We start from the raw sequence: 25,783 nt of genomic DNA, 5'->3' as shown, positions 1-25,783 counted from the left end.
AAATGTTTTGTTTAGTCGTAATTGATTTTAGCTATGAAAATTGAACTGCATTCTTTGTGCTAAAGTATAAAATATCTTTTTGTACAATGAATAAATTATATTCGGGGCGATTAGGATCTCCACTTTATTTTCAAAAATCTAAAATCTACGATCTAAAATCTAAAATTTCAGAAAAAAGTATATCTTTAACCAACCCAAAAACCAAAAAAATGCAAGAAAACGACCAAGAACATTTTAAAAGAGAACTCGGATTATTAGACGGAACCATGCTTGTAGTTGGTTCTATGATTGGATCTGGGATATTTATCGTAAGTGCCGATATCGCACGACAAGTTGGATCTGCCGGCTGGCTGACACTGATCTGGCTGATTTCCGGATTAATTACAATTATCGCAGCTGTAAGTTACGGAGAGTTGAGTGCGATGTTTCCTAAGGCAGGAGGACAATATGTGTATCTTAAAGAAGCTTATAATAAACTAATTGCCTTTTTGTATGGCTGGAGTTTTTTTGCAGTAATTCAGACCGGAACCATTGCCGCAGTTGGAGTAGCTTTCTCAAAATTTGCAGCGTATATTTATGAACCTTTCAGCGACGAAAATATTCTTTACGAGTTGGGGGCGTTTAAATTAAATGCAGCACAACTAGTATCGATTTTTACGATTATTTTACTGACTTACATTAACAGCCGCGGTGTAAAAAACGGAAAAATTCTGCAGACTGTTTTAACAATAATTAAAATTTTATCATTGTTGGGGTTAATCGTTTTTGGATTAACGCTTGCAGCAAAAGCTTCAGTTTGGGATGCCAACTGGGCTGATGCATGGACAACGCGCACGTATAATGCCGAAAGCAGTTCATGGCTTCCAATCAGCGGAACGGCTTTGATTACCGGAATTTCTGCCGCAATGGTGGGTTCATTATTTTCAAGCGATGCTTGGAATGGCGTTACTTTTATTGCTGGTGAAATTAAAAATCCAAAACGTAATGTTGGTTTAAGTTTGTTTCTAGGAACTTTTATAGTAACAGTAATTTATGTTTTGACCAATTTGATGTATTTGGCTGTTGTGCCACTTCAGGAAATTGCAACTGCAAAATCGGATAGAGTCGCGGTTGTGGCTTCGCAATATATTTTTGGAGATATTGGAACCCTGATTATCGCCATCATGATTATGATTTCGACTTTTGCCTGCAACAACGGACTAATTATGGCGGGAGCAAGAGTTTATTATACAATGGCAAATGATGGTTTGTTCTTTAAAAAGGCAGCTGTTTTAAACGAATCGAGCGTTCCGGAGTGGGCTTTATGGGCACAATGTATTTGGGCATCTGCTTTATGTTTGACAGGAAAATATGGCGATTTATTAGATTTCGTAATCATCATCGTATTGATTTTTTATATTCTGACGATCTATGGAATTTTTATTTTAAGAAGAAAAATGCCAGACGTTGAAAGACCTTATAAAGCTTTCGGATATCCGTTTTTACCAATGTTGTATATCATCGTTGCAACTGCAATTTGTATTTCATTGTTATTTACGAAATTTTCAACTTGTGGCTGGGGAGTTTTAATAATGTTGGCAGGAATTCCAGTTTACTATTTAACGAAACCAAAAGAGGAATAAATTTGTTTCAGGTTTAATGTTTCAAGTGTAATGCTTTATCTATAAAAAAAGCGTCTTGTTAATGCAAGACGCTTTTTTGTTTTTAATTGTTAGAATCCGATAAGTCATTATCAATTCTTTCTGCCGTTGGTCTTAAGAAAATCAGATAAATTAAAACCAAAATTCCGAACAATATAAATTCTGGTTTTAGAATTAAAATCAAAAAGGCGGCACCTTCGAGAACAGCCCAGCGCAGAATTGATGCCGTTTGGTAAATGGGAAATTTTTCTTCAAGTTTTAATTTTGGATTAATTTGTTTCAATTGCGATTTGAATAAAAAACTGCTTAAAACAAACGCTAAAACAGGAATTAGAACATAAACTGCTGATGAAGAATCGATAGTGGGAATTCGTAATTTTTCAATTGAAAGATCGCCTAAAATATAATAAGCTATAATTGTTCCTGCGCAAATGGCAAGATGAATAATTTGGAGAGCTTTAATTTTTTCAGACATGATTTGGTTGGTTTGAGGTTGGTTTATATATGCAAGTTAGGAATTAATTGTCTGAAAATAAGTGTTTTGATTAATAAGAATTACGATTCTAACCTCCTTTTTTATTTTTTTGTTCTTCTTAAGATAAAAAAAAGACACTGCAGTTAAGCAGTGTCTCTTTGATGCAAATAATCTGGAAACTGTTTTATAATGCAACAGCTTCAGCAGATGATTTTATTGTTGAATTAATAATAGACAAAGTAAGCGGGTCAGATTCTCCTGAGAAGAAAGCTTCCAGAATTTCCTGAAAAATCGGATTTGTATTTTCTACCAAAGAAAAAAGTGTCATAGAAGAACGTAATTTGCGTGCATCTAAATCGCCAAAAATCCCATCAGCTGACTTTCTTTTGAAAGTCAATAAAAGTTCTGAAATTTCGATTAAATGTTTCCCTAAAATTGGGTGTTCCAAATAATCTGTAGCTTCTTTTAAATCATTAATGGCATAAAGATTTGCTGTGTCACTTTTGCCTAAACCTTTTATTTGCGGAAAAATGAACCACATCCAGTGTGTTTCTTTTTTTCCTTTTCTGATTTCAGAAAAAGCGGTAAGATAAAGTTTGTTCTGCGCATCTAAGAAACGCGCTAAATCATTGTTTGAATATGCCATTATGGTATTGTATTTGAAAAAAGGTTGCAAAAGTAGTAAAAAAGATAGGGTTTGCCTAATAAAAGGTTCATACAGTGTGCGTTTTAACTTTTTAAAGAAGGAATATCTTACTGTTTTTTTGTCGAAAAAACTTTTTTTAATTATTCAATTCTATAAAAATCAAAGTTTTCGATTGGTTCTCCTAAAGGTAAGATTGATCCTTGGCAAAACATCCCGAGCCGTTTTAGGAACTTGATGCTGCCAAAAACTATTAGTTGTTCCAGCCATTAATAAAAAAGAACCATGATGTAGCGGAATCTCAACTTGAGGAATTTCCTTGCTGTATTTATGACGAAGTCTGAACATTCTGGTTTCGCCAAAAGTCACCGATGCAATAATAGGATTTGGTCCCGTATTATGTTCTTTGTCACTGTGCCAGCCTACGCCATCATTTCCGTTTCGGTATAAATTTAAAAGGAGGCTGTTAAAATCAACTTGCGTTTCTTTTTCAACACGGCCTCGAATAGTCAATAAGTCATAAGTCCAGTCAGGTCCTTTTGGATCTGCTCCAGGATTATCTTTGTCTTCATACCAAGAAATCATTCGAGGAACTGTATAGGTTTTATCATAAATTTCCATTTCATATTCTCTCCATTTAGTCTTGCGAAGTATTCGTTCATAAAAACGATCAGATTCTTCTTTTGTAAAGAAATTATCGATCAAAATCAATTCGGAATCAGGAATGTCAAATACTTTTTTTCCTGCCAAACCAGTTGCAAATAATTCGGTGTCGTTAAATAATGTCATTGTTTTCTCCTTTATTTTTTGTCAATTTCAATCCATACTGGCGCATGATCGCTTGTTTTTTCCCAGCCTCGAACGTGACGATCGACACCGCCCGAGCGCAAAGCTGTAGCTATTTGTGGACTCAGTAAAAAATGATCAATTCGAAGTCCTGCATCTCGCTCGTAGGCATTTCTGAAATAATCCCAAAAAGTGTAAATCTTTTCATCGGGATATAGTTTTCGAATCGCATCTGTCCATCCTTGCGAGACAATATTCTTAAATGCCTCTCGTACTTCAGTTCTATAAAGGGCATCGTTTACCCATTTTTCAGGTTTATAAACATCCAGTTCCGTTGGTATCACGTTATAATCGCCAATTAGTATTACAGGAATTTTTAAATCAATCAATGTAGATGCACGATGAGCCAGACGATCAAACCATTTTAATTTGTATTCGAATTTTGGTCCCGGCCACGGATTTCCGTTTGGCAAATAAAGACAGGCAATTACGATTCCGTTTATCAAAGCTTCCACATAACGACTTTGAATATCTTCTTCATCTCCTGGAAGAATTCGGGTTACTTCTTCAATCTCCATATTTCGGGCGAGAATAGCAACACCATTCCATTGTTTTTGTCCGTGCCAAATAGCGTTGTAGCCGGCGTCATTAATCGCTTTAATCGGAAAATTATCCTGAGTCGCTTTTAATTCCTGCAGACAAACAATATCAGGTTTGGCTTCTTCCAACCAGCGCAGTAATACATTTAATCTTCCGTTGACTCCGTTTACATTATAAGTGGCTATTTTCATAGTAGATTTAATTAGTTGTGCTATTAAATTTACAGCTTTTTAAACATATATATTTACACAGTTTCCTATTCTTATTTCAAGAACTGTTTGTTAAAGAATATTTTACCCGGATATTTTTCTGCGTAAGCAAAAATCAATTGCACCATATATTGATTGCTTTTGTACTGCGTGACATAATTTTTTACTTCGGATGGATCAGTAATTGCTACATCTGACGGAATATAACCCATTCCGTAAAAATGTCCGTTTTCAACCCAAATACAGCTGCGTTCGTCTGCCGTTCTTCCTTTTTCTATAATGGCAAACGTGGGTCTGTTTTGTAATAAAAATTCAATGGCATTGTCGACTTGCTCGTTGTGGAGCAAAACATCCGGCAGACTTTTGACTTCGGTATTCTGAAAAAAATCTCCTTCTTCAGGTCTGGAATATTTGCAGAATCTTTGGTCAATTTCAAATTGTTCAGAAAGGCTTCTCAATAAATCGATAGCATTAAACAAACTATTAAATTCATGAATGCAAGTCTGAAATTTGGTTAGTTTTCCAACAGCCAAATATTTATATCCGTTTCTTGCTTCATATTGATAAATACCGAATTTGGCTTCAAAACGTTTTAATGCTCTGTTGTAAGTCGGCCAAAGTTGTTTTATTTCGGTACATTCTAACAAAAGTGCCATTAATTCGTTCGCACAAATTTCAAAGGAAATAGCGTGAATATCTCTCAAGAAATGCTGTCTTTGCGGATTAATTTTATGACCGCTAAAATGAGAGGCTACACGTTTTTTTAAGTTGATCGCTTTTCCAACATAAATCACCTTATTCATTTGATTATAAAAATAATAGACACCTGGTTTCTCGGGTAAATTATTAAAATCTTCGGGAGGCAGGTTAGGTGGTAAACGCTGATCTTGTGAAGTCATCTTGACCATTTTTGCTATCTCGCCTTCCTCGTCCCATTCGAGTAATCGGGAAAATAATATGGCGGTGGCATCTGCATCTCCGCCAGCCCGGTGTTGATTCTCTAAAGGAATGTCAAGCGAATAGCAAAGTTTTCCCAAACTGTAAGATGTTAATCCCGGTTTGATTTTTCGTGCTACGCGAACGGTACACAGTTTTCTTGCCGTCCATTTAAATCCCGCTTGTTCCAATTGATGACGCACAAAAGAGTAATCAAAGTTGACGTTATGAGCAACAAAAATACGGTCGGTCAGCATTTCTAGTACTTTTTCTGAAATGTCATCGAAGATTGGAGCGTTGGCAACCATTTCGTTGTTAATACCAGTTAATCCAAAAATAGAAAGCGGAATTTCTCTTTCCGGATTAACAAGCGTTTCGAAGCGATCGATTACCTTTTCACCGTCATGTATAATAATGGCAATTTCAGTAATGCGACTGCCACTGGCATTTCCACCGGTGGTTTCTATATCTACTATGGCGTATTCTTGCTTTTTCATCTCTTTACTATAACGCAAAACCTGTTTTTGTTCTTGTAAAATCATCGTGGTTATTTTTGAAATTTCATTCGGTGTCTTGGTAGGTTGATTTCATGTCCCTGCGGATACGGTTCCCGATGCGTCGGACTCACATCTTCCTTAATTTGACGCTGTGTTTTAAACTGATCTTTCGCATCCATATAACGCGGATCCGGAATAAAAGGCATCTTAGCCATTTTGATAATGGTGATTGTCGGGAAATGATAATCAACTTCTACATTTCCCAAAAGCAAATAACAGCCTCCGCCCTGAAAAGGATATTCTGCCAGACAATCCGGAAAATGTGCGGTATCAAAATAAGTGCCTTCGTGATCGATCCAGGTGCCGAAATACATGTTTCCTTTTTTGGTTGGGACTTGTTTTCTGGATATTAAATAAGCCAGCATTTTTACTTGTTTTTTATGATGTGCCACTAAATCCTTAGCCATAATATCGCCACGGTATTTGATCTGAAGCAAATCAAAAACAGTACATGAAACAGGAAAATTCAATAATTCAATTTCATCAAAAGCATCTTCAAACAGAGAACGTTCCAAAGTTGGAAGTTTATATTCTTTAACGGGTTCCTGCAATAACATCAAACTTCTGTTTTCGGGTTTGAAATTGTTTAAAAGCAAACTCGCAATGACTAAAAGCTGATTTTTTGTTTTTCCTGTAAAGCGAAAAGCATCAATAAAAATCAAAATTTTAATGCTTTCAATTCCGATTGGTATTCGATTAATGAAATCTTCCAAAGAAAGAAAGTCACCGTTTTTCTCCCGATCTGATTCAATCAAATTTGCGGTTTTCGATTCTAAACCCTGCAAATGCATAAAACCCAAATAAATATCATTTCCATAAACAGTAGTTTGATATTCGCTCTTATTCACACATGGATTTAGGATTGTCCCGCCAGACATTCGTGCTTCGTGTACATAAACTTCGGTTCGATAAAATCCACCCTGATTGTTGATGACCGCCACCATAAACTCAACAGGATAATTAATTTTGAGATACAAACTCTGATAACTTTCTACCGCATAAGAAGCGGAGTGGGCTTTACAAAATGAAAATCCGGCAAAGGATTCAATCTGACGATAAATTTCCTGACTCAGTGCTTCAGGATGTCCTTTTCTGGCACAAGAGGCAAAGAAATTATCTTTTACTTTTTGTAAAGCTTCTAAAGAACGCCCTTTTCCAGACATGGCACGGCGCAGGATATCGCCATCAGCGGCAGGAACGCCTCCGTAATGCTGGGCAATTTTGATCACATCTTCCTGATACACCATAATGCCGTACGTTTCGCCAAGATGTTCTTTGAAAACCTCATGGAAATACTCAAATTGGTCTGGATAATTATGACGGAAAATATATTCTTTCATCATACCGGATTGAGCAACTCCAGGCCGAATGATCGAAGACGCGGCAACCAAAACTTTATAATTATCACAATTCAATCGGCGTAATAAACCGCGCATCGCCGGGCTTTCGATATAAAAACAGCCAATCGTTTTGCCTTGTGCCAAATGAACATTGCAGATCGCTTCATCTTTAGAAATAGAAGTATTGCGAATGTCTACTTTAATTCCTCTGTTTTTCTCGATCAGTTTTACACTGTCATCGATATGTCCAATCCCGCGTTGGCTCAAAATATCGAATTTATCAAAACCAATTTCTTCCGCAATGTGCATGTCAAAAAGTACAATTGGAAATCCTTTTGGTGGCATTTCCAATGGCGTATAATTGGTAATGGGTTCTTCAGAAATGATAATCCCACAAGCGTGCATACTGCGTTGGTTGGGATATTTACCCATCATCATGCTATATTTCTGTACCAAGTTCACGATAGAATTAGTTTCGTGTAATGCCATCGGATTTTTGGCCAGCATATCCAATTCTTCTTTCGGAAGACCAAAAACTTTTCCGACTTCTCTGTAAATAGATCGGTGTTTGAATTCGACATTAGTTCCGCAAAAAGCAACGTGCTCACGACCATAAGTTTCGAAAATATATTCTAAAATGGTATTGCGTTCTTTCCAACTCCAGTCAATGTCAAAATCGGGTGGACTTTTTCGATTTAAATTTAAAAAACGTTCAAAATACAAATCGAGTTCGATTGGACAGATGTCGGTAATTCCGAGACAATAGGCAATAATGCTGTTGGCACCGCTTCCACGCCCAATATGCATAAATCCCTGACTGTTGCTGTATCGAACAATATCCCAGGTAATTAAAAAATACCCGCTGAATTCTAATTGGTCAATAACTTTTAATTCTTTTTCTACACGTTTTCGAGCAATTTTGTTTTCTTTTCCATAGCGCCATTCAAAACCTTCTTCGGCCAATTCTGTTAGTTTTTTGATATCATTCTCACGACTTCCGGTAAAGAATTTTTTATTTCTTTTAATTGAAAAATCAAACTGAAAATCACAGGAATCAATAATTTTCTGTGTGTTGTCAATAATTTCAGGGTATTTTTCATAGAAAGGCAAAAGCGATTCTAAAGGCAACATTTTTTCAGAAGTTCTGGAATAATCAGCTTCTGTCAATTTTGATAAAATAATATTGGTATCAATCGCACGCAGAATTTTGTGCAGGTTAAATTCTTTTTTATTTCTAAAAGTTACCGGTTGAAGGACAACCATTTTAGAAATTTGATTTTTATGTTCTGATGTAAAAAGTTTTGAAACTTCATCTGTTCGAATGCCGATAAATTCATTTTTACGAAGCGTTTTCGGAGAATTTTCTAAAGTATAAATCACAAAAACCGATTCAAATTCGGGAGCAATTAAAGGCAAAGCTTCTCCGCTGAAATTATGATTCGTTAAAAAACGATTCATTTCGCCTAAACCTTCGGCATTCTTAGCTAAGCCAATATATCGAAATTGATGATTACAGCGAAATTCCATTCCGACTAAAGCTTTAATTCCTTTAGATTCACAAGCTCTTATAAAATCATAAATTCCCGTAACGGTATTAATATCTGTTAATGCCATTGCTTCTACACCACAAGAAACAGCTTCCTCAACTAGTTTATCGAGAGGAATCGTGCCGTAACGCAGAGAGTGAAAGGAATGACAGTTGAGATACATGATTATTTTTTACGTTTTAAAATTTCATCTTTATTATTAGGCTTAAAAATAGCTCCGGCACAGCGCATTACGGCATCAAAACCATAACGGCTTTTCATTTTATCCATAGCTTCATAAAGTGATAACATTTCCTCCGTATCTTCAAAAAGATCAATTTGATAGGTACCGCGAACCAATCCGCTAAAGCGAATACCAATTAAGCGTAATCGCATACGGCGTTGGTACAATTTTTCAAAAAGTTCCATTACATTTTTGGTCAGAATATGATCTGCTGAAGTGTAGGCAATTTTGCATTGTTTGGTTTCAGTATCAAAATTGGCGTAGCGTATTTTAACCGTAATAGTGGAGGTCAGCCATTGTTCTGATCGCAATTGGAAAGCAAGTTTTTCGACCATGCCTATAAGTACTCTTTTGAGTTTTTCGATATCGATAGTATCCTGAGAAAAAGTATGTTCTGTAGAAATTGATTTTCTTTCGGTATAAGGTTCTACGGGAGTATTATCGATTCCGTTGGCTTTTTTCCAAATATCCAATCCGTTTTTGCCAATCATCTGTTGTAAAACTTCAGGAGGCATCTCAGCTAAAGTTTGAATTTTACGAACACCGATTCGGGATAAAAGCTGAAAAGTGACAGCGCCAACCATAGGAATTTTTTGAATCGACAACGGATTCAAAAAACCTTGTACCTCGTTTTCCGGGATTTGTAAATTTCCTACCGGTTTGCCTTCGCCGGTAGCAATTTTAGAAACGGTTTTATTGACAGATAATGAAAAACTAATTGGCAATCCGGTTTCTTTAATAACGGATTGAGCGAGTTCATTTGTCCATTTATAGCTTCCGTGAAATTTATCCATTCCGGTAATGTCAAGATAGAATTCATCGATGCTCGCTTTCTCCATAATCGGTGCTTTTTCCTGAATGACCTGAGTAACATCATGCGATAATTGAGAGTATAATTCCATATCGCCTTTCATTACTTTGGCTTGCGGACAAAGTTTCATCGCCATGTGAATAGGCATCGCAGAACGCACTCCAAAGTAACGTGCTTCATACGAACAAGAGGCTACAACACCGCGATCGCCACCACCAATAATCAACGGAATACCGTTTAATTCTGAGTTAGTTAGCCTTTCGCAGGATACAAAAAAGGTATCCAAATCCATGTGTACAATCGCCCTTGCCATTTCCTTTGTTTTTGTACAACAAAATTAGTACAGATGATAACATTTTTTTGTATATTTGATGTTCCAAATTATAACAAATTAATTATGTCCTTATTTTCAGACAATATCAGAGCATTGAGGGTTAAGCATAAAATATCACAAGAGAAATTAGCTGAAAACCTAAAAATTACCAGAGGTAGATACGTTAAATACGAAGACGGAACTTCAGAAGCACCGTATGATATTTTAAAGCAGATTGCTTTATATTTTCATATGAGTATTGACCTGATACTGTCTGTCGATATACGCAAAATAGATGTAGAAAATTTAATAAAATTAGAAGGAAACCGACTAATTTTACCCATACAAGTAGATAGATTCGGAGAAAATTTCATCGAAATTGTAAGTCAAAAAGCAAAAGCAGGTTATCTAAACGGCTATGCTGATCCGGAATATATTGAAAGTTTACAACAGGTTTCGCTTCCGTTTTTGGGTCCGGGGAAACACAGAGGTTTTCCTGTAGAAGGTGATTCGATGCCACCACACGAAGACGGTTCTATTATTATTGGCCGTTATGTAGAAAGGCTGGGCGAGGTTATGGATGGAAAGACCTATATACTGATTACCAAAAATGAAGGTATGGTTTACAAACGTCTCAATAAAAATAAAAAGAATGCTTTAGTGTTAGAATCTGACAATCGCTTTTATCCAAATTACGAAGTAAAAGCTTCAGATATTCTAGAAATATGGGAATACGAATGTAACATCGGCCGAAGTGATAGACGTCATGAACAGACAGAATCACAAAGTATGAAAGATTTGCTTTTAGAAGTAAAAAGAGAAGTTATGGAGATTAAGAATAATACTTCGAATACATAATTTTTGCCACAGATTAAAAGATTAAAAGGATTATTTCTTCGCCACGAATTACACAAATTTGCACGAATTATATTGATCACATTTTGAATGAAAATTTGTGAAAATTTGTGTAATTCGTGGCAAAAAAAACTAAAACCTTCACATACTTTGTGAACTGTACTGAAGTCCAGCCCTACAATATAATTTGAGCCTATGGCTCTTTTTACACTTTTAGTGCAAACCAAAACGTACTTCCCAATCCTAAATTACTTTCTACGCCAACATTCCCATTTTGAGCTTCAATAAATTCTTTGCTGATCGCTAATCCCAATCCGGTTCCGGATTTTTGACTTCCCGGAACCTGGAAATATTTATCAAAAACCTTGTCTTTATATCTTGCGTCAATTCCTTTTCCGGTGTCGATAACCTGAAATACGATCTGGTTGTTCTCTTTTTTTAATTGAATGACAATCGTACTTTTTTCTGAAGAATATCGAATTGCATTCGACAAATAATTAATCAGAACCCAGCCTGTTTTTTCGCTGTCGGCTTTTACATCTTCCAGGTTTTCCTCAGCATTAATAACCAATTTAATCTGCTTTTGATCTGCCTGAACTTTTACGGCTTCCATAGCATAATTTACAATTTCGTGTGGATTGCTTTTTTCGATATTCAGCTGAATATTTCCAGTTTCCAATTGCGATAAATTCAGCAATTCTCCTGTGATTTTTAATAAACGCTGACTGTCATCTTTTATACTTTCGACCAATTGTTTCTGATCGTCGTTCATGTCGCCGGTTTTTGTGTTTTCAAGTAATTGAAGACTTAGTTTTATAGACGCAATTGGGGTTTTTAATTCGTGCGAAACGGTTGCAATAAAATTGGTTTTAGCAAAATCCAGTTCCTTAAAAAGCGTAATATTTCGCAGAATAATCACATCGCCAATATTAATTTCTTTTTCTTCTCCTGTTGGAATTATAGTAATATTTAGAATTTCTTTTTCGAAATAACTTTCCTTTCCGTGTGCGTAAATTTTAAGCGGTTGTTTTTTAGCAGAATCAATCTCTTCTTTTACAATCAAGGAACGAATTAAATCATTTGACAAGGCTAGAGTAGAGGCCGATTTCCCAACAACATCTTCCAATTTCATTCCGATAATCTTCAGTGCTTCATCATTCACAAACAAAATAATTCCGTCATTATCCAATCCAATAATAGGATCATTCATATTATTGATAAGCGTTTCAAGTCGTTTCTTTTCGAAAAACAACTTATACAAATTACTATCATTGTATTCCTGAAGTTTTTGCGCCATCGTATTGAATGATTTTGCCAAATCGCCATATTCGCTGTGACTGGTAAAATGCACCCGCTCCGAATAATTTTTATTAGCAATTTCCCTTATACTTTGCGTTAATTCTTTAATAGGGTTTGCAATGTTATTCGGTAAGTTAACCAATAAGTTAAACGCAATCAAAAAGCATAAACTTCCCACAATGGCAATCCATAAATTGGCATTTTCGGCGGTATGTTTCGCAATATCGCTTTTCTGTTTTATAGCATCCAGATTGAGTTTCATAATCGCAAAAATATCTTGCCGAATTTGTGCTTTTATGGTTTCATCCGAACTGTTTTTTTCTAAAAGTGAAAAATCATTTTCAAGTTTAGCCGTTGCTTCTTTTTCTCCGGGTTCGGTAACATTTTGCGTTTGTTTTTCAAGATATTCCTTGAAAACATGAATCTTACTATCAGGGCTTTCTTTAATTTCATCCAAAGACAAAATCATATTTCGCGAATATTCCAGCGTGTTATAATTTGCTTTCAGAATATTCTCTGTATCCGCTTTTATCAAAAAAACAGAATAGCCACTCACTAAAGAAAGTATGATGATCATTAAAAATAACAATCCAACGCCCAGATTCAATTTGGTTTTAATTCTCATGATGTTTAAAAACAAGTTTTTTATATTGAACCATTAAGATATTAAGTTTCATTAAGTCAAAGCTTAATTTTTCTTAATCTCTTAATGGTTAGAAAATTTTATGACAAAATAACAAGATCCACATTCGATAAAGACAGGCGATTTAATAAACGTCTGAAAATCGTTGTAGACAAAATTACTTTAAATAAATTCAAATGCGGTTTCCCAATGCAGACAGTTGTAATTTGTTTTTCTTCTACCGCTATTAAAATCGCATCGGCAATATTTTTATGCTCTAATTTGATAACTTCCGCGCCTAATTGTACGGCCAGTTTAAAGTTATTAATTAAATGTCTTTGTTTGTCTAATGCAATTTTGGTACTGCTTTCTTTTGGTGTTTCTACATACAAAACATACCAGCTTCCGTTATAATAACTCGCCAGTCGAGCCGCTTTTCTAATTACAATTTTTGCCGTTTTATCATTACTGCTAATGCATGCCAAAAGTTTCTCATGGCGTAAAGCATGCAGTTGAGGTACTTCATTTTCGACTTTCCGAACTACTTGGCTTGCTACTTCTTTTAAAGCCAATTCGCGTAATTGTAAAATTTGTTCCGATTTAAAAAAGTTCGTTAAAGCGGTCTGAATTTTATCTGGCGTGTAAATTTTACCTTCTTTCAAACGCGCAATCAAATCTTCCGATGTCAAATCGATATTCACGACTTCATCAGCCAGACGCAGAACATTATCCGGAATTCGTTCCTGAACATCAATATTAGTAATCCGTTTTACATCCTCGTTCAAACTCTCAATATGCTGAATATTAACCGCAGAAATAACATTGATTCCGGCATCTAAAATTTCTAAAACATCCTGCCAGCGTTTTTCATTTTTGCTTCCTTCAACATTGGTGTGTGCCAGTTCATCGACAATTACAACTTCAGGTCTAAGGTTGATAATTGCCTGTACATCTAGTTCTTCCAGCTGTTTCCCTTTATAGAAAATGGTTCGCCGTGGAATCACAGGCAAACCAGCTAAAAGTTCATGCGTTTCCTTCCGCATATGCGTTTCAATGTAACCAATTTTTACATCAATTCCATTCTTCAACAACGAATGCGCTTCCTGAAGCATACGAAAAGTCTTCCCCACACCGGCACTCATCCCAATGTAGACTTTAAACTTTCCTTTCCGTGATTTCTGAATTAAATCGAGAAAGTGCTGTGCGTTATTTTTCTGTTCCATAAAAATATGCTTTAGGCCATAAGCTTTAAGCTTTAGGCAGTTTGACTTTTCAAAAGCTTACTGCCTAAAGCCTATAGCTTAAAGCTAAAAAGAAATTGCCAGCGAAGTCGTTACAAACGTATTCGTATCCGTTGGAAGATTGTCTTTTGTAAATATTTCATCTTTACTCGAAAGATTTCTGGCTTCAATTCTAAACATTACATTATCAGTAACTAAGTAATCAAAGTTAGCCGAAAATCCGTAAGTTTTAAAACCGTTTTCAGTTTCTGTTGCGATAATTACACCTTTTTCGTCACTATAATATTCGCCTCTTACTGCAAGTTGAATTTTGTCAACTGGTTTGTATTGTAGAATCAAAACTGGCGAAAACCAAGTGTCATATTTGTTACTGCTTTTAGCCGATTGTTGCGATCCAACATCAAAACCAGCTGTAATATTTGTTTTGTCTGTTACTTTAAATTGTCCGTAAAAGTTGTTGAAATAACGCCACTTTTTATCAATGTCCGGCTGTTCATTTCCAATATACGTACTCCAGTTCAAAGCCACCTTATCCGTTGGTTTATACGTAATTTGCGTTCCAAAAGCAGGTGTATGATTTCCGTCTAATTTTTGGATACGTTGCCAGCCATTCAAATACATTCCGGCCAAATACCAGGCACCAGATTCAGAGGTGTAACCAATTTTTACTCCAGCTTCATAATAAGGAGAATTCTCAGCCAAAATGCTTCGCGTCAAAGTCTGGCAATCTTTTCCAATCGCACTTTCAAAACCAATATGTGCAGGCATAATTCCCGCATCAATCCACAAATTATGGCTTTGCGAAATCTTCACACCAACATTGGCTTCATATACATTTTTCAATAAGTCCTGTTCAGCCGACATATTATATTGTGCATAAGTTCCGGCCATCAAAGCAAAATTTCCGCGGATATTATCTTTCGTATAATTCACTTTTGCCATACCTAAATTCAGGTTCACTTCATTACTTCGATTATAATTGTAAAAAAAGCCCGGGCGTGTATGATCGTCTGGTTTTCCAAAATCATAACTGTAATAAGTTTCGACGTAACCTGAAAATGTTAAAGGACTTTTCGATTCTTCCTGTGCATGTAAATTGCTAAAACCGAATGCGATTAAAGCAGTAAGTATTATTTTTTTCATTTTTGTTTTTATTATTTGGGGTAAAAAAGGCGTATTAATTTTTATTAGTAGTTTTTTAAGGAGCTATTTCCTGCTATCCGCTATATCTTTTTAGGCAGATTGTTTATGGTAAACAAGATCTTTTCAATAGCCTAAAAAGGATACCGCTTCTATCAGGGCTAGGGCACTCAGGGTAAAAGGAAGTTTTTAGTTCTAATTTTCCATCTAGTTTGTCATTGCGAGGAACGAAGCAACCTCACTAATAATGTCAAAGCTGATTTTGTAAATGTGGTTGCTTCGTTCCTCGCAATGACCAAAAAATGAGTTAAAAAAAACCTTAGAACCTTAGCGACTCAGTACCTCAGAACCTTTTCCAGAAAGCGCATCAAGCGCCATATTCAATTCCAAAACATTAACTGTTTCAGGACCCACAACAGCCGTATTAATTTTAGATTCCACCAAAGCCTTTACTTTATCTTCGGCTAATTTTCGTTCTTTAGCAACACGTTTTACCTGAATCAAAGCACCTTGTGGAGAAATATTCGGATCCAATCCACTTCCGGAAGCCGTAACCATATCTGATGGAATATCAGATTTTTTCAAGTACGGATGAACTAGTAAAAGTGTATCAATTCTTTTTTGAACCAAAGCCAAATATTCAGCATTGCTTGGTCCTTTATTGCTTCCTGCACTTCCTGCAGCGTTATAATCAACAGCCGAAGGTCTTCCCCAGAAATAATTCGACTTATCGAACTTCTGACCAATTTTTTGGTATCCAACCACTTTTCCGTTAACCGAAACAGTTTCTCCTTTTCCTTGATTCGGAGCAATTTGTGCGATTCCGTAAATCGCAAGAGGATAAATAACTGCAAACAGAATTACGGTAAGCAGCGTCAATTTTAATAATGAGAATATATTTTTCATTCTTTTTGAGATTCTAAGGGACTAAGTTGCTAAGGTTCTAAGTTTTTTTTTTAGAAGCTTAGTAATCAAAGTCTATGTTTATAATTTTAGTTTTTTAATGATTCTAGGATTTTTAAGACTCTAAGAGAAAAACCTTAGTATCTTAGAGCCTTAGCATCTCAGAACCTTAAATAAATACAGCAACAAGTAAATCAATCAGTTTAATCCCGATAAATGGAATAATCAATCCCCCTAAACCATAGATCAAAAGATTTCTTTTTAGGATTGCACTTGCTCCAATTGGTTTATAATCAACACCTCTCAACGCAAGTGGAATCAAAATCGGAATGATAATCGCGTTAAAAATTACAGCAGATAAAATGGCACTTTCCGGGCTATGTAAATGCATAATATTTAAACCTTGAAGCGCAGGAATCGCAGTAATAAAAAGAGCAGGAACAATAGCAAAATATTTCGCAACGTCATTTGCAATAGAAAAAGTAGTTAAAGTTCCACGAGTCATTAAAAGCTGTTTTCCAATTTCGATAATTTCGATAAGTTTCGTTGGATCATTATCAAGATCGACCATGTTTCCGGCTTCTTTAGCCGCTTGCGTTCCACTATTCATTGCAACACCAACATTGGCTTGCGCAAGGGCAGGAGCATCATTCGTTCCGTCTCCCATCATGGCAACCAATTTACCAAGATTTTGCTCATTTTTGATGTAGTTCATTTTATCCTCAGGTTTCGCTTCGGCAATAAAATCATCTACACCCGCAGCTTCGGCAATAAACTTAGCTGTTAGCGGATTATCGCCAGTAACCATTACCGTTTTTACACCCATTTTTCTCAATCGGTCAAAACGTTCTTTCATTCCGGTTTTAATGATATCCTGTAATTCGATAACACCTTGAACCTGATTGTTTTTAATAACCACTAATGGCGTTCCTCCGTTTGAAGAAATGTCGATTACTTTTTGGGCAGTATCTTCTGGGAAACTATTTCCTGCTTGAGCAGCAATGTTTTTTGCAGCATCCTGAGCACCTTTTCGAATATTGGTTCCGTCTTTTAAGACAACTCCGGAAGTTCTGGTTTCTGCGGTAAATTTGATTAAAGTAGCACCTTCAATTGATAATTTATTGGCAGTTTCGGCTCCAGCCAATTCCACGATACTTTTCCCTTCCGGAGTGTCATCTGCTAGTGAACTTAACACCGCAGATTTTATAAAATCTTCTTCTGAAACTCCTTTAGTAGGATAAAAACTGGTTGCTTTTCTGTTCCCGATAGTAATTGTTCCGGTTTTATCTAAAAGCAATACGTCAATATCTCCGGCAGTTTCTACCGCTTTTCCAGATTTTGTAATTACGTTGGCACGCAATGCTCTATCCATTCCGGCAATACCAATTGCAGAAAGTAAACCTCCAATTGTAGTTGGAATCAAACAAACAAAAAGAGCAATAAAAGCCGCAATCGTGATGGGCGCATTTGCATAGTCGGCAAACGGTTTTAGCGTAACGCACACAATCACGAAGATTAAGGTAAATGCGGCTAATAAAATGGTTAAGGCAATTTCGTTTGGCGTTTTCTGACGGCTCGCACCTTCAACCAAAGCAATCATTTTATCTAAAAAGCTTTCGCCAGGTTCAGAAGTTACAATTACTTTAATTTTATCAGATAACACTTTTGTTCCTCCTGTTACAGATGATTTATCGCCACCGGCTTCGCGAATTACTGGAGCACTTTCTCCTGTAATGGCACTTTCGTCAATGGTTGCCAAACCTTCGATAATTTCTCCGTCAGTTGCAATTAGATCACCTGACTCGCAATAGAAAATATCTCCTTTTTTTAATTGCGAAGAACTGATATTTTTGATTTCTCCGTTTGGTAAAATCTGTCTTGCAGGCGTTTCTTCACGTGTTTTTCGTAAACTGTCGGCTTGTGCTTTCCCTCTGGCTTCGGCAATAGCTTCGGCGAAATTGGCAAACAAAAGTGTTGCTAGTAAAATTAAGAACACAATTAAATTATAAGTAAAACTGCCCTGATCTGTTGCTCCCATCAAAATGGAAACACAAACAGCAAACATAATGGCAGTTCCAATTTCTACGGTGAACATTACCGGATTTTTGATCATCAATTTTGGGTTCAACTTGACAAAAGATTGCACTAAGGCTTCTTTTACCTGTTTGCTTTCAAACAATGATGCGGATTTATTAGTTGTCATTTTTTTGAATGTTATTTATTAAGCTAATATTTGTTTTAAACACATAGACATAGATTTTTACTTTGAGAGTTAGGCGTTCACTTGCATGTAAACACATAGCTATGTGTGAAAAACTAGTTTTTTTAATACTCTTTCTGTCTGTTTTGTTTTGCTATGTTTCTATGTGTTTAAAATATTCAGCATTTTTATTTTAGTGTGAAATATTCAGCCAATGGACCTAGAGCAAGTGCAGGAAAGAATGATAAGGCAGCAATAATTGCGATCACGGCAAAAACCATTACTCCGAAAATTGTTGTGTCAGTTTTTAAAGTTCCTGCACTTTCGGGAATGTATTTTTTGTTAGCCAATAATCCGGCAATTGCTAATGGCCCAATAATCGGAATGAAACGGCTTAACAGTAACACAATTCCTGTAGTGATATTCCAAAACGGATTATTATCTCCTAAACCTTCAAAACCAGAACCGTTGTTTGCAGCACTTGAAGTATATTCGTATAACATTTCCGAGAATCCGTGATTGCCTGGATTGTTTAGCCAGCCCGCAGCGTTTCCGCTAAACCAATAGCCCATTGCAGTGTCATGTGCAGCAAAATAAGAAGCTATCGCTGTTCCGGCTAAAATCAATAAAGGATGAAGAATTGCAATAAAAGCAGCAATTTTAACTTCCCGAGCTTCGATTTTCTTTCCTAAAAATTCAGGAATTCGACCTACCATTAATCCGGAAATAAATACAGCAAGAATAATGAATACATAAAAATTCAGGATTCCAACTCCACAACCTCCATAAAAGGCATTAACCATCATGGCTAGCAATTGCATAGCTCCGGAAATCGGCATAGAACTATCGTGCATACTGTTTACAGAACCTGTAGAAATTACGGTTGTAGCAATACTCCAGAACCCTGAAATCGCTGGGCCAAACCGAACTTCTTTTCCTTCCATCGCTCCGGTTGCCTGAGCAATTCCCATTTTTTCTATCGCTGGATTTCCATTTAGTTCACTGATAACTGTTGGAATGACAAGGAGTAAAAAGCCAATTGTCATTACGCCAAAGATTACATAGGCTAGTTTCTTTTTCTTTAGATAAAAACCTAAAGCAAAAATCATCGCAAACGGAACTATCAATTGTGCCCAAAGTTCAACCGCATTCGTAAAATAAGTAGGATTTTCTAATGGATGTGCCGAATTGGCTCCAAAAAATCCACCACCATTAGTACCGATATGTTTGATAGCGATAAAAGCTGCTGCCGGTCCGCGAGAAACTTGTACTGAATCGCCTTGTAAAGTGGTAATGGTATCTTTTCCTTCAAACGTCATAGGAGTTCCGCTAAATAATAGAGCAACTGCTACAATAGCTGAAAGTGGCAGCAAAATACGAGTACAACTTTTGATGAAATAATTATAAAAATTCCCCAGTTTTTCTGTTGTTCTTTCTTTCATTGCAGTAAAAATCATCGCTGCAGCAGCCATTCCGACACCAGCGGAAACAAATTGCAGGAACATCAAAACCATTTGAGATAAATAAGAAAGTCCGGTTTCGCCTGAATAGTGCTGTAAATTACAGTTTACTACAAATGAAATAGCCGTATTAAATGCCAAATCGGGTGTCATTGACGGATTGTTGTCGGGATTCAAGAATAATGATCCTTGAAAAAGCAAGACAAAAAAGCAAAGAAAGAACCAAATCATGTTCACGCTTAAAAGCGCTTTCAAATGTTGTTTCCAGTTCATCTCCTCAGTAGAATTAATTCCGCTGATTTTAAAAATAAATTTTTCAATTGGATTGAAAATCGGGTCAAAAATGGTTTTATCTCCTAAATAAACTTTAGCAATATACTTTCCTATTGGAATGGCTAAAACTATCGAAATGATAAAAATGCTAATGACACCAAATAACTCTGTGTTCATATTTTGTTTGTTAGAAATTAATTAAAATTGGGGCTTTTACAAAAACGCAACAAGCGTTATAAAGGCTAATGTCCAAGCCACAAAAACATATAGTAGTAGCTTTTTTCCTGACTGTGACTTTTTCATTTTTTTAGAATTTTTCTGGTTTGATTAATACATAAACCAAATAGCCAAAAACGGCGATAGAAATAATAAATAGTGCAATCATGATTTAGATTTTTTCAAAGAATTCAACTGATTTAAAACAAATGGCAAAAAGCACAACGGCCAATGCGAGTAAAAGAAAAGTGATCATAATATTATTTTAGATTTAAGAGTTTAGATTTTAGATTGTCATCCGATTAAACGATTAAACAAAAAACCGATTAAACATTTTTATACGCCTGAAGCATTAATTTGCTTGATATATTCCGCTTTAAGCATTTGTGGAAAAAGATGAGAAATATTGCAGTGACGTACTTCCATAAAAGAAGAAACGGAGAAAACATACACATTAGAAATAGCATTTTTAGTTTCGATGCTTCCGCTAATGAATAGGCGTTCAGCAAGTGCCAGACATTTTTTTGCACGAACAATATTTCCAGAAATAATAGATTTTTTGGTTATCTCAGCAAAGCGTTCAGCTTGTTTGTAGATTGAGGTTACTTGATTTTTCATGAGAATGAATTTTTATGTTCTTCCTCCTTATGCCAAAATATGTTCCGAAAAAGTTGAGGTATAGCTAAAGTGCTGTCAATAAAAGGAATGTAGTTTCGTGCCAAAAATTAGGCATAAAAAAAGCCTATCAAAATGATAAGCTTTTATTGAAATGATAAGGATTTGATTTTGAAAATGAGTTCCAGAGGGACGTTATGTTTATAGAAAATTACAACGTTCGATAATAAAGCCCCTTAGGGGTGGCATGTTTTAGATTGAAACAAACGCTAGAATGTCGCTCCGCTGGAGCTTCAATCAAAACCAATTATATTTGCTATAAACATTTTGCTCGGCTGGAGCTTTAAATTGGTTTGGAATTTATCCTGATTGGAATTTAAATTTATTATTGAATTCCGTACTCTTCTAATTTTCTATACAAAGTCGCAATTCCAATTTCGAGCAATCGCGCAGTTTCCGCCTTATTTCCTTTTGTATAATTTAAAACTTTTTGAATATGAAGTTTTTCAACACTCTGCATCGAGAAAGCTGACATTGATTTGGTGTTTTTTTCAGCTTGATGTTGCATTTCATAGGGCAAAACATCAGAAGTTAAAGTATCGCCATTACTCAAGATAACCGATCTTTCAATAATGTTTTTAAGTTCCCTAACATTTCCTGGCCAGGAATAATTTTCCAATTTCTGCAGAAAATCATCGGCAATATTTAAAGCTTTTTTATTCGTTTTTTCAGAAAACTGTTTGACGAAATAATGCGCCAATACTGAAATATCTTTGATTCTTTCTCGCAAAGACGGCAATTTGATTTCGAAAATATTCAATCGAAAATATAAGTCCGAACGAAAACGATGTTCATCACTTTCTGTTTTTAAATCACGGTTTGTAGCAGCAATTAATCTGAAATTTGATTTTTTTGGAGTCGTATCGCCAACAGGAATATATTCTGAAGTTTCTAGAACGCGTAATAATTTGGCTTGAAGATCAATTGGCATTTCCCCAATTTCATCAAGAAATAAAGTGCCGCCATTAGCTTCTTCAATGAAACCTTTTTTATCTTTTAAGGCACCGGTAAAAGCGCCTTGTTTATGGCCGAACAATTCACTTTCAAGGATTTCTTTGCTGAAAGTACTACAGTTCAAAGCGACAAAAGATTTTCCGACACGATTACTATTTTCATGAATCGCCTGCGCAAAAACTTCTTTTCCGGTTCCGGTTTCTCCAGTAAGTAGAACAGTTGAATCGGTTTTGGCAACTTTTTGTGCCAAATCGATTACTTGTTCAATTCCTTTAGATTTTCCGATAATAGTATTAAAAGAATATTTATCGCCAATTCGTTTTTCAAGTTGTTGTACTTTTTTCTGTAACTGTACTTTTTCTACAGCTTTATATAAAAGCGGAATAATTTTGTCATTATCATCGCCTTTAACAATATAATCAAAAGCACCGTTTTTCATGGCTTGTACGCCGTCTGGAATATTTCCGAAAGCAGTTAATAGAATAACTTCTACTAAAGGAAAACTGTTTTTTATATTCTGAAGAAAATCAACTCCATTTCCGTCGGGCAGCTTCACATCACACAAAACGACATCAATTTCGGTTTGTTCCAATTTCTTAAAACCTGATTTTAAATCTTTGGCTTCAAAAACTTCAAATCCTTCCGATTTTATAATACGCGCCAGCAGACTTCTTAGTTTTTCTTCGTCGTCTATAATTAAAATTTTGTGTGTCATTTGCAGATAAGCTAAACCCGAATGGGTATTTTGATGTACAAATTTAGGTTTTAAATCATATTCCTTTTTTGATTCAGCAGAAATTATTTTCAAAAGAGTAAATGTTTTTAAAATTATTTCTTCAAAAAGAAATGTACTTTTAAGCAAAAAATGAATCCATATAATTTATGTTAAAACGCATTCTTCTTATCGTTATAATTTTCTTCGGGTGTTTTACTTGTTTTTCAAATGAATTAATCGAAAAAGATTCTTCAAAATCAAAAACGATTTCATTTAAAATAAAACTACAGTCGGCAGAAAGTATCCAAATTAAAGTCGCTCCTTTAAAGTATAACAAACATTTTGCTTACAGTTTTACCCTGGATGACGGATATCGATCAACATATTTAACTGCATTTCCATTATTGAATGGCGGAAAAATAAGTAATTCTGATAAAAACGAATGGAAAATTGATCAAGGTGGAGACGGAACAACTTCAAATGGTCTTTTTTATTCGGACGGATTCGGAAATAAAATTCCGTTTAAATTGGCATTGGCAGTTAACGGAGGTGCAATTCGCGATTTACCAGCAAACCGCGGGCATCTCTCTTGGTCGGAAATTAAAGAAATGTATAACGCCGGTTGGGATATTTTAAACCACGGTTTTCATCATGCAACAAAACACGGTACGAATTATTTGACAGAAGTAATCGAAAATACAGCTTCTATCAAACAGAATCTTGATTTTACAATGTCGCATTTTGTTGTTCCAGGCGGAGAAGGCGATGCAGGTTATCATTTAGAATATGAAAAAGATGCTTTGGCAAACGGCTTTTTTTCGGTGGCATCTTATACAGGTGTTGGTCCAGTTTTTAAAGTCGATTCAAAAGTAAATTTAGATAAAATGATTACAGCTAGAACTTTTGTGCAGAGTTCAAAAGATACTACTAGTTTTAAAACAATGGATCGTTATTTAAAAACGTTAGATTCGATTGTAAAACAGCCAAATTCACTTTGGTTTAATGAATTCACACACGGAACAGGAAATACTAATTTGTGGAACTTAAGTATGCGTTTTCCTGATTTCAAATATTATATGACAACCATTGCCGATAAATACGGAATAAAAGGAAACGATTCAATCTGGATGGCGCCATGGCAGGAAGTTTATGAATATATTTGGTTAAGAGACCTAATAAAAATTGATTACAAGCAAAAAGGAAAAGATGTAGAAGTGAAAATTGTAATTCCTGAAATTCCTGAAGCATTTAGATACCGAGAAATTTCATTAGTGATTGATACTTCTTCTAAATTTGAAATAGAATTTGGTAAAGATCTAATTATAAAAGATGATGGTAAAACAAGCCATAAACTAGTTCATCTGAAATTGAAATAATAAATATTTGTAGCTACAAATATTATAATTCTATTAACATCAGAAAGTAAAGTGCATCAATATAAATGAGTTAATTTTGCACCTTAGCATTATTTTATATGAAAAACCCAATTTCAGTTTCAATATTAGAGCTTGCAATCATTACGCAAGACAGCAACGCATCAGAAACATTTAAAAAAACAAAAGACATTGCGCAATTAGCCGATAAACTCGGATATAAACGAATTTGGCTCGCAGAGCATCATAATATGGCACATGTTGCAAGTACAGCAACAGTAGTTTTAATTGGATATGTTGCGGGGCAGACGCAAAATATCCGCGTAGGGTCAGGCGGAATTATGCTTCCAAATCATTCTCCTTTAGTAGTGGCAGAACAATTTGGAACATTAGAAACGCTTTATCCCAACCGAATCGATTTAGGTTTAGGCAGGGCGCCAGGAACAGATCAGCCAACTGCTGAAGCTATTCGAAAAGACTTTTTTGAACAAGCGCAGCGATTTCCTCAAAATGTAACAAAGCTTCAAGAATATTTTTCGGCCGAAAATACAACAGCAAAAGTAAGAGCTTTTCCAGCCGAAGGTCTTAATGTTCCTATCTGGATTTTAGGATCTAGTATGGAAAGCGCAGCTTTAGCAGCAGCTTATGGGTTGCCTTATGCCTTCGCCGGACATTTTGCTCCTCGTTTAATGATACAGGCTTTCGAGTTTTACCGTGCAAATTTTCAGGCATCGGAATTTTTAGATAAACCCAAAACAATGGCATGTGTTAATATAATCGCAGCTGATACAAATGAAGAAGCCGAATTATTATCGACAAGTTTGTATCAAATGTTTCTCAACTTAATCAGGAACGACCGCAAAGGATTACAACCGCCAGTCCCGTCACTTGATGATATCATGAGTGAGGAAGAACGTTTACATGTCAATCAAATGACAGCTGGAACATTTACAGGAAACAAAGAACAATTGATTACAGATTTAAAAAAGTTTGTCAACTACGCTAACATTGATGAGTTGATGGCAACAAGCCCTATTTTTGATCATGAAGCGAAATTGAAAAGTATTCAAATCACAAAAGAAGTAATAGATAGTCTGAATTAATACCTACTATATATACTGTTATATATAGTAGCAATATTTAACCCGCCAGATTTCATAATTTGGCGGGTTTGTTTTTTCTATAGATATATAAGTAGAGAATCATACATATAATATATAGGAGTAAGGATTTAGTACATCAGATTGGGGCGAGAGTTTTTGAGGCCTGTAATTTGTTTTAATAAGGAACTGTTTCCCGCTATCAGTTCCAGACGAGTGATAGCGAACTGAGGAAGTAATCTTTTGCTTTTTAAAGAAAAAAGCAAAAGGATTTCCACTTCTATCGGGGCTAGGGGAGCTGTTTCCAAAAGAAAATATTGTTTTTTCCATAAGGGATAATCGTTTTCCAGAAGAAAAAGAAAGGCTTTACGCCTTCGCATCTTTGCGATAAACCCCAGATAACAAGGGAAAATCCAGTTTTGCTCCCTTTGCGGATACAGGCCCAAAGAGAAAACACTCTTGTGTCTTTGCGTAAAACCACCTAAAAAGGCCAAGTTCCAGAAAAGTCCAAAAAAACTTTGCATTATAAAAACCCCCATACCAGCGACTTATAAAAAATATTGAAATTATATGATAAAAACCCTTGGAAATGCAAATAAAGGTGCTACTTTTGCACCCGCAACAACGACAAACGTTCACTGAAACACTGGCAAGCAAACGAATTAAGGGAAACGAAA

21 protein-coding genes are annotated in these 25,783 nt (G+C 35.6%); 4 read left to right on the top strand and 17 right to left on the bottom strand.

Features of this window, described 5'->3' with window-relative positions:
- Window positions 1–209: 209 nt before the first annotated feature.
- Complete coding sequence (locus tag EV145_RS21590) at window positions 210–1,622, top strand: APC family permease (protein ID WP_133527278.1); 1,413 nt, start codon at window positions 210–212, stop codon at window positions 1,620–1,622.
- Between the two features lie 82 nt (window positions 1,623–1,704).
- Here EV145_RS21590 and EV145_RS21585 read toward each other — a convergent pair whose 3' ends face one another.
- The 7 genes from EV145_RS21585 to dinB form a co-directional block, all read right to left on the bottom strand.
- Window positions 1,705–2,115 (bottom strand): MFS transporter, encoded by a 411-nt coding sequence (locus EV145_RS21585; protein WP_133527253.1) that lies wholly within the window; start codon window positions 2,113–2,115, stop codon window positions 1,705–1,707.
- 184 nt (window positions 2,116–2,299) lie between these two features.
- Window positions 2,300–2,761, bottom strand: coding sequence for a DUF1810 domain-containing protein (locus EV145_RS21580; RefSeq protein ID WP_133527252.1), 462 nt, complete (start codon window positions 2,759–2,761; stop codon window positions 2,300–2,302).
- 159 nt (window positions 2,762–2,920) lie between these two features.
- Window positions 2,921–3,547 (bottom strand): alpha-ketoglutarate-dependent dioxygenase AlkB family protein, encoded by a 627-nt coding sequence (locus EV145_RS21575; RefSeq protein ID WP_133527251.1) that lies wholly within the window; start codon window positions 3,545–3,547, stop codon window positions 2,921–2,923.
- An 11-nt stretch (window positions 3,548–3,558) separates the two neighbouring features.
- Complete coding sequence (gene xth, locus EV145_RS21570) at window positions 3,559–4,335, bottom strand: exodeoxyribonuclease III (protein ID WP_133527250.1); 777 nt, start codon at window positions 4,333–4,335, stop codon at window positions 3,559–3,561.
- Between the two features lie 71 nt (window positions 4,336–4,406).
- A complete protein-coding gene (locus EV145_RS21565; RefSeq protein WP_133527277.1) occupies window positions 4,407–5,786 on the bottom strand; it encodes an exonuclease domain-containing protein in 1,380 nt (459 codons plus the stop codon).
- Window positions 5,787–5,836: 50 nt separating this feature from the next.
- Window positions 5,837–8,896 (bottom strand): DNA polymerase III subunit alpha, encoded by a 3,060-nt coding sequence (locus EV145_RS21560; protein WP_133527249.1) that lies wholly within the window; start codon window positions 8,894–8,896, stop codon window positions 5,837–5,839.
- A gap of 2 nt (window positions 8,897–8,898) precedes the next feature.
- Complete coding sequence (gene dinB, locus EV145_RS21555) at window positions 8,899–10,080, bottom strand: DNA polymerase IV (protein WP_133527248.1); 1,182 nt, start codon at window positions 10,078–10,080, stop codon at window positions 8,899–8,901.
- A gap of 84 nt (window positions 10,081–10,164) precedes the next feature.
- On the opposite strand from dinB, the gene EV145_RS21550 reads away from it, so the two are divergent.
- A complete protein-coding gene (locus EV145_RS21550; protein WP_065448371.1) occupies window positions 10,165–10,938 on the top strand; it encodes an XRE family transcriptional regulator in 774 nt (257 codons plus the stop codon).
- Between the two features lie 202 nt (window positions 10,939–11,140).
- On the opposite strand, the gene EV145_RS21545 is transcribed toward EV145_RS21550, so the two are convergent.
- The 9 genes from EV145_RS21545 to EV145_RS21505 form a co-directional block, all read right to left on the bottom strand.
- Window positions 11,141–12,859, bottom strand: coding sequence for a sensor histidine kinase (locus tag EV145_RS21545; RefSeq protein WP_133527247.1), 1,719 nt, complete (start codon window positions 12,857–12,859; stop codon window positions 11,141–11,143).
- 98 nt (window positions 12,860–12,957) lie between these two features.
- Window positions 12,958–14,079: a sensor protein KdpD gene (locus EV145_RS21540; protein WP_166638507.1), complete on the bottom strand. Its 1,122-nt coding sequence runs from the start codon at window positions 14,077–14,079 to the stop codon at window positions 12,958–12,960.
- Window positions 14,080–14,163: 84 nt separating this feature from the next.
- Window positions 14,164–15,240: a porin gene (locus tag EV145_RS21535; RefSeq protein WP_133527245.1), complete on the bottom strand. Its 1,077-nt coding sequence runs from the start codon at window positions 15,238–15,240 to the stop codon at window positions 14,164–14,166.
- Window positions 15,241–15,564: 324 nt separating this feature from the next.
- Entirely contained in the window at window positions 15,565–16,143 is a 579-nt protein-coding gene (locus EV145_RS21530) for a K(+)-transporting ATPase subunit C (protein ID WP_133527244.1), read from the bottom strand.
- A 166-nt stretch (window positions 16,144–16,309) separates the two neighbouring features.
- Window positions 16,310–18,343, bottom strand: coding sequence for a potassium-transporting ATPase subunit KdpB (gene kdpB, locus EV145_RS21525; protein WP_133527243.1), 2,034 nt, complete (start codon window positions 18,341–18,343; stop codon window positions 16,310–16,312).
- Window positions 18,344–18,528: 185 nt separating this feature from the next.
- The gene (gene kdpA / locus EV145_RS21520) at window positions 18,529–20,250 is read right to left on the bottom strand and encodes a potassium-transporting ATPase subunit KdpA (protein WP_133527242.1); all 1,722 of its coding nucleotides are present in this window, start codon (window positions 20,248–20,250) and stop codon (window positions 18,529–18,531) included.
- Between the two features lie 130 nt (window positions 20,251–20,380).
- Entirely contained in the window at window positions 20,381–20,458 is a 78-nt protein-coding gene (gene kdpF / locus EV145_RS21515; RefSeq protein WP_133527276.1) for a K(+)-transporting ATPase subunit F, read from the bottom strand.
- Between the two features lie 167 nt (window positions 20,459–20,625).
- Entirely contained in the window at window positions 20,626–20,907 is a 282-nt protein-coding gene (locus EV145_RS21510; protein WP_133527241.1) for a hypothetical protein, read from the bottom strand.
- 382 nt (window positions 20,908–21,289) lie between these two features.
- Window positions 21,290–22,633 (bottom strand): sigma-54-dependent transcriptional regulator, encoded by a 1,344-nt coding sequence (locus EV145_RS21505; RefSeq protein WP_133527275.1) that lies wholly within the window; start codon window positions 22,631–22,633, stop codon window positions 21,290–21,292.
- 167 nt (window positions 22,634–22,800) lie between these two features.
- Between EV145_RS21505 and EV145_RS21500 the strand changes: the two genes are divergently transcribed.
- Entirely contained in the window at window positions 22,801–24,009 is a 1,209-nt protein-coding gene (locus EV145_RS21500; protein WP_133527240.1) for a polysaccharide deacetylase family protein, read from the top strand.
- A gap of 98 nt (window positions 24,010–24,107) precedes the next feature.
- Window positions 24,108–25,109: an LLM class flavin-dependent oxidoreductase gene (locus tag EV145_RS21495; protein ID WP_133527239.1), complete on the top strand. Its 1,002-nt coding sequence runs from the start codon at window positions 24,108–24,110 to the stop codon at window positions 25,107–25,109.
- 128 nt (window positions 25,110–25,237) lie between these two features.
- Here the strand turns inward: EV145_RS21495 and EV145_RS21490 are convergent, their stop codons facing one another.
- Window positions 25,238–25,645: a hypothetical protein gene (locus EV145_RS21490; protein ID WP_133527238.1), complete on the bottom strand. Its 408-nt coding sequence runs from the start codon at window positions 25,643–25,645 to the stop codon at window positions 25,238–25,240.
- Window positions 25,646–25,783: the final 138 nt, after the last annotated feature.

This window comes from Flavobacterium sp. 245 (assembly GCF_004362055.1).
Classification (GTDB): Bacteria; Bacteroidota; Bacteroidia; order Flavobacteriales; family Flavobacteriaceae; genus Flavobacterium.
This window is presented reverse-complemented; position numbering and strand designations above follow the sequence as displayed.

Bases quoted from the DNA above. Each gene is read 5' to 3' on its own strand.
- EV145_RS21500 (WP_133527240.1), top strand. From the start codon at position 22,801: ATGTTAAAACGCATTCTTCTTATCGTTATAATTTTCTTCGGGTGTTTT.
- EV145_RS21560 (WP_133527249.1), bottom strand. From the start codon at position 8,896: ATGTATCTCAACTGTCATTCCTTTCACTCTCTGCGTTACGGCACGATT.
- kdpA (WP_133527242.1), bottom strand. From the start codon at position 20,250: ATGAACACAGAGTTATTTGGTGTCATTAGCATTTTTATCATTTCGATA.
- EV145_RS21545 (WP_133527247.1), bottom strand. From the start codon at position 12,859: ATGAGAATTAAAACCAAATTGAATCTGGGCGTTGGATTGTTATTTTTA.
- kdpF (WP_133527276.1), bottom strand. From the start codon at position 20,458: ATGATTGCACTATTTATTATTTCTATCGCCGTTTTTGGCTATTTGGTT.
- EV145_RS21565 (WP_133527277.1), bottom strand. From the start codon at position 5,786: ATGAAAAAGCAAGAATACGCCATAGTAGATATAGAAACCACCGGTGGA.
- EV145_RS21580 (WP_133527252.1), bottom strand. From the start codon at position 2,761: ATGGCATATTCAAACAATGATTTAGCGCGTTTCTTAGATGCGCAGAAC.
- EV145_RS21585 (WP_133527253.1), bottom strand. From the start codon at position 2,115: ATGTCTGAAAAAATTAAAGCTCTCCAAATTATTCATCTTGCCATTTGC.
- xth (WP_133527250.1), bottom strand. From the start codon at position 4,335: ATGAAAATAGCCACTTATAATGTAAACGGAGTCAACGGAAGATTAAAT.
- kdpB (WP_133527243.1), bottom strand. From the start codon at position 18,343: ATGACAACTAATAAATCCGCATCATTGTTTGAAAGCAAACAGGTAAAA.
- EV145_RS21490 (WP_133527238.1), bottom strand. From the start codon at position 25,645: ATGGGGGTTTTTATAATGCAAAGTTTTTTTGGACTTTTCTGGAACTTG.
- EV145_RS21550 (WP_065448371.1), top strand. From the start codon at position 10,165: ATGTCCTTATTTTCAGACAATATCAGAGCATTGAGGGTTAAGCATAAA.
- EV145_RS21540 (WP_166638507.1), bottom strand. From the start codon at position 14,079: ATGGAACAGAAAAATAACGCACAGCACTTTCTCGATTTAATTCAGAAA.
- EV145_RS21535 (WP_133527245.1), bottom strand. From the start codon at position 15,240: ATGAAAAAAATAATACTTACTGCTTTAATCGCATTCGGTTTTAGCAAT.
- EV145_RS21590 (WP_133527278.1), top strand. From the start codon at position 210: ATGCAAGAAAACGACCAAGAACATTTTAAAAGAGAACTCGGATTATTA.
- EV145_RS21575 (WP_133527251.1), bottom strand. From the start codon at position 3,547: ATGACATTATTTAACGACACCGAATTATTTGCAACTGGTTTGGCAGGA.
- EV145_RS21505 (WP_133527275.1), bottom strand. From the start codon at position 22,633: ATGACACACAAAATTTTAATTATAGACGACGAAGAAAAACTAAGAAGT.
- dinB (WP_133527248.1), bottom strand. From the start codon at position 10,080: ATGGCAAGGGCGATTGTACACATGGATTTGGATACCTTTTTTGTATCC.
- EV145_RS21510 (WP_133527241.1), bottom strand. From the start codon at position 20,907: ATGAAAAATCAAGTAACCTCAATCTACAAACAAGCTGAACGCTTTGCT.
- EV145_RS21530 (WP_133527244.1), bottom strand. From the start codon at position 16,143: ATGAAAAATATATTCTCATTATTAAAATTGACGCTGCTTACCGTAATT.
- EV145_RS21495 (WP_133527239.1), top strand. From the start codon at position 24,108: ATGAAAAACCCAATTTCAGTTTCAATATTAGAGCTTGCAATCATTACG.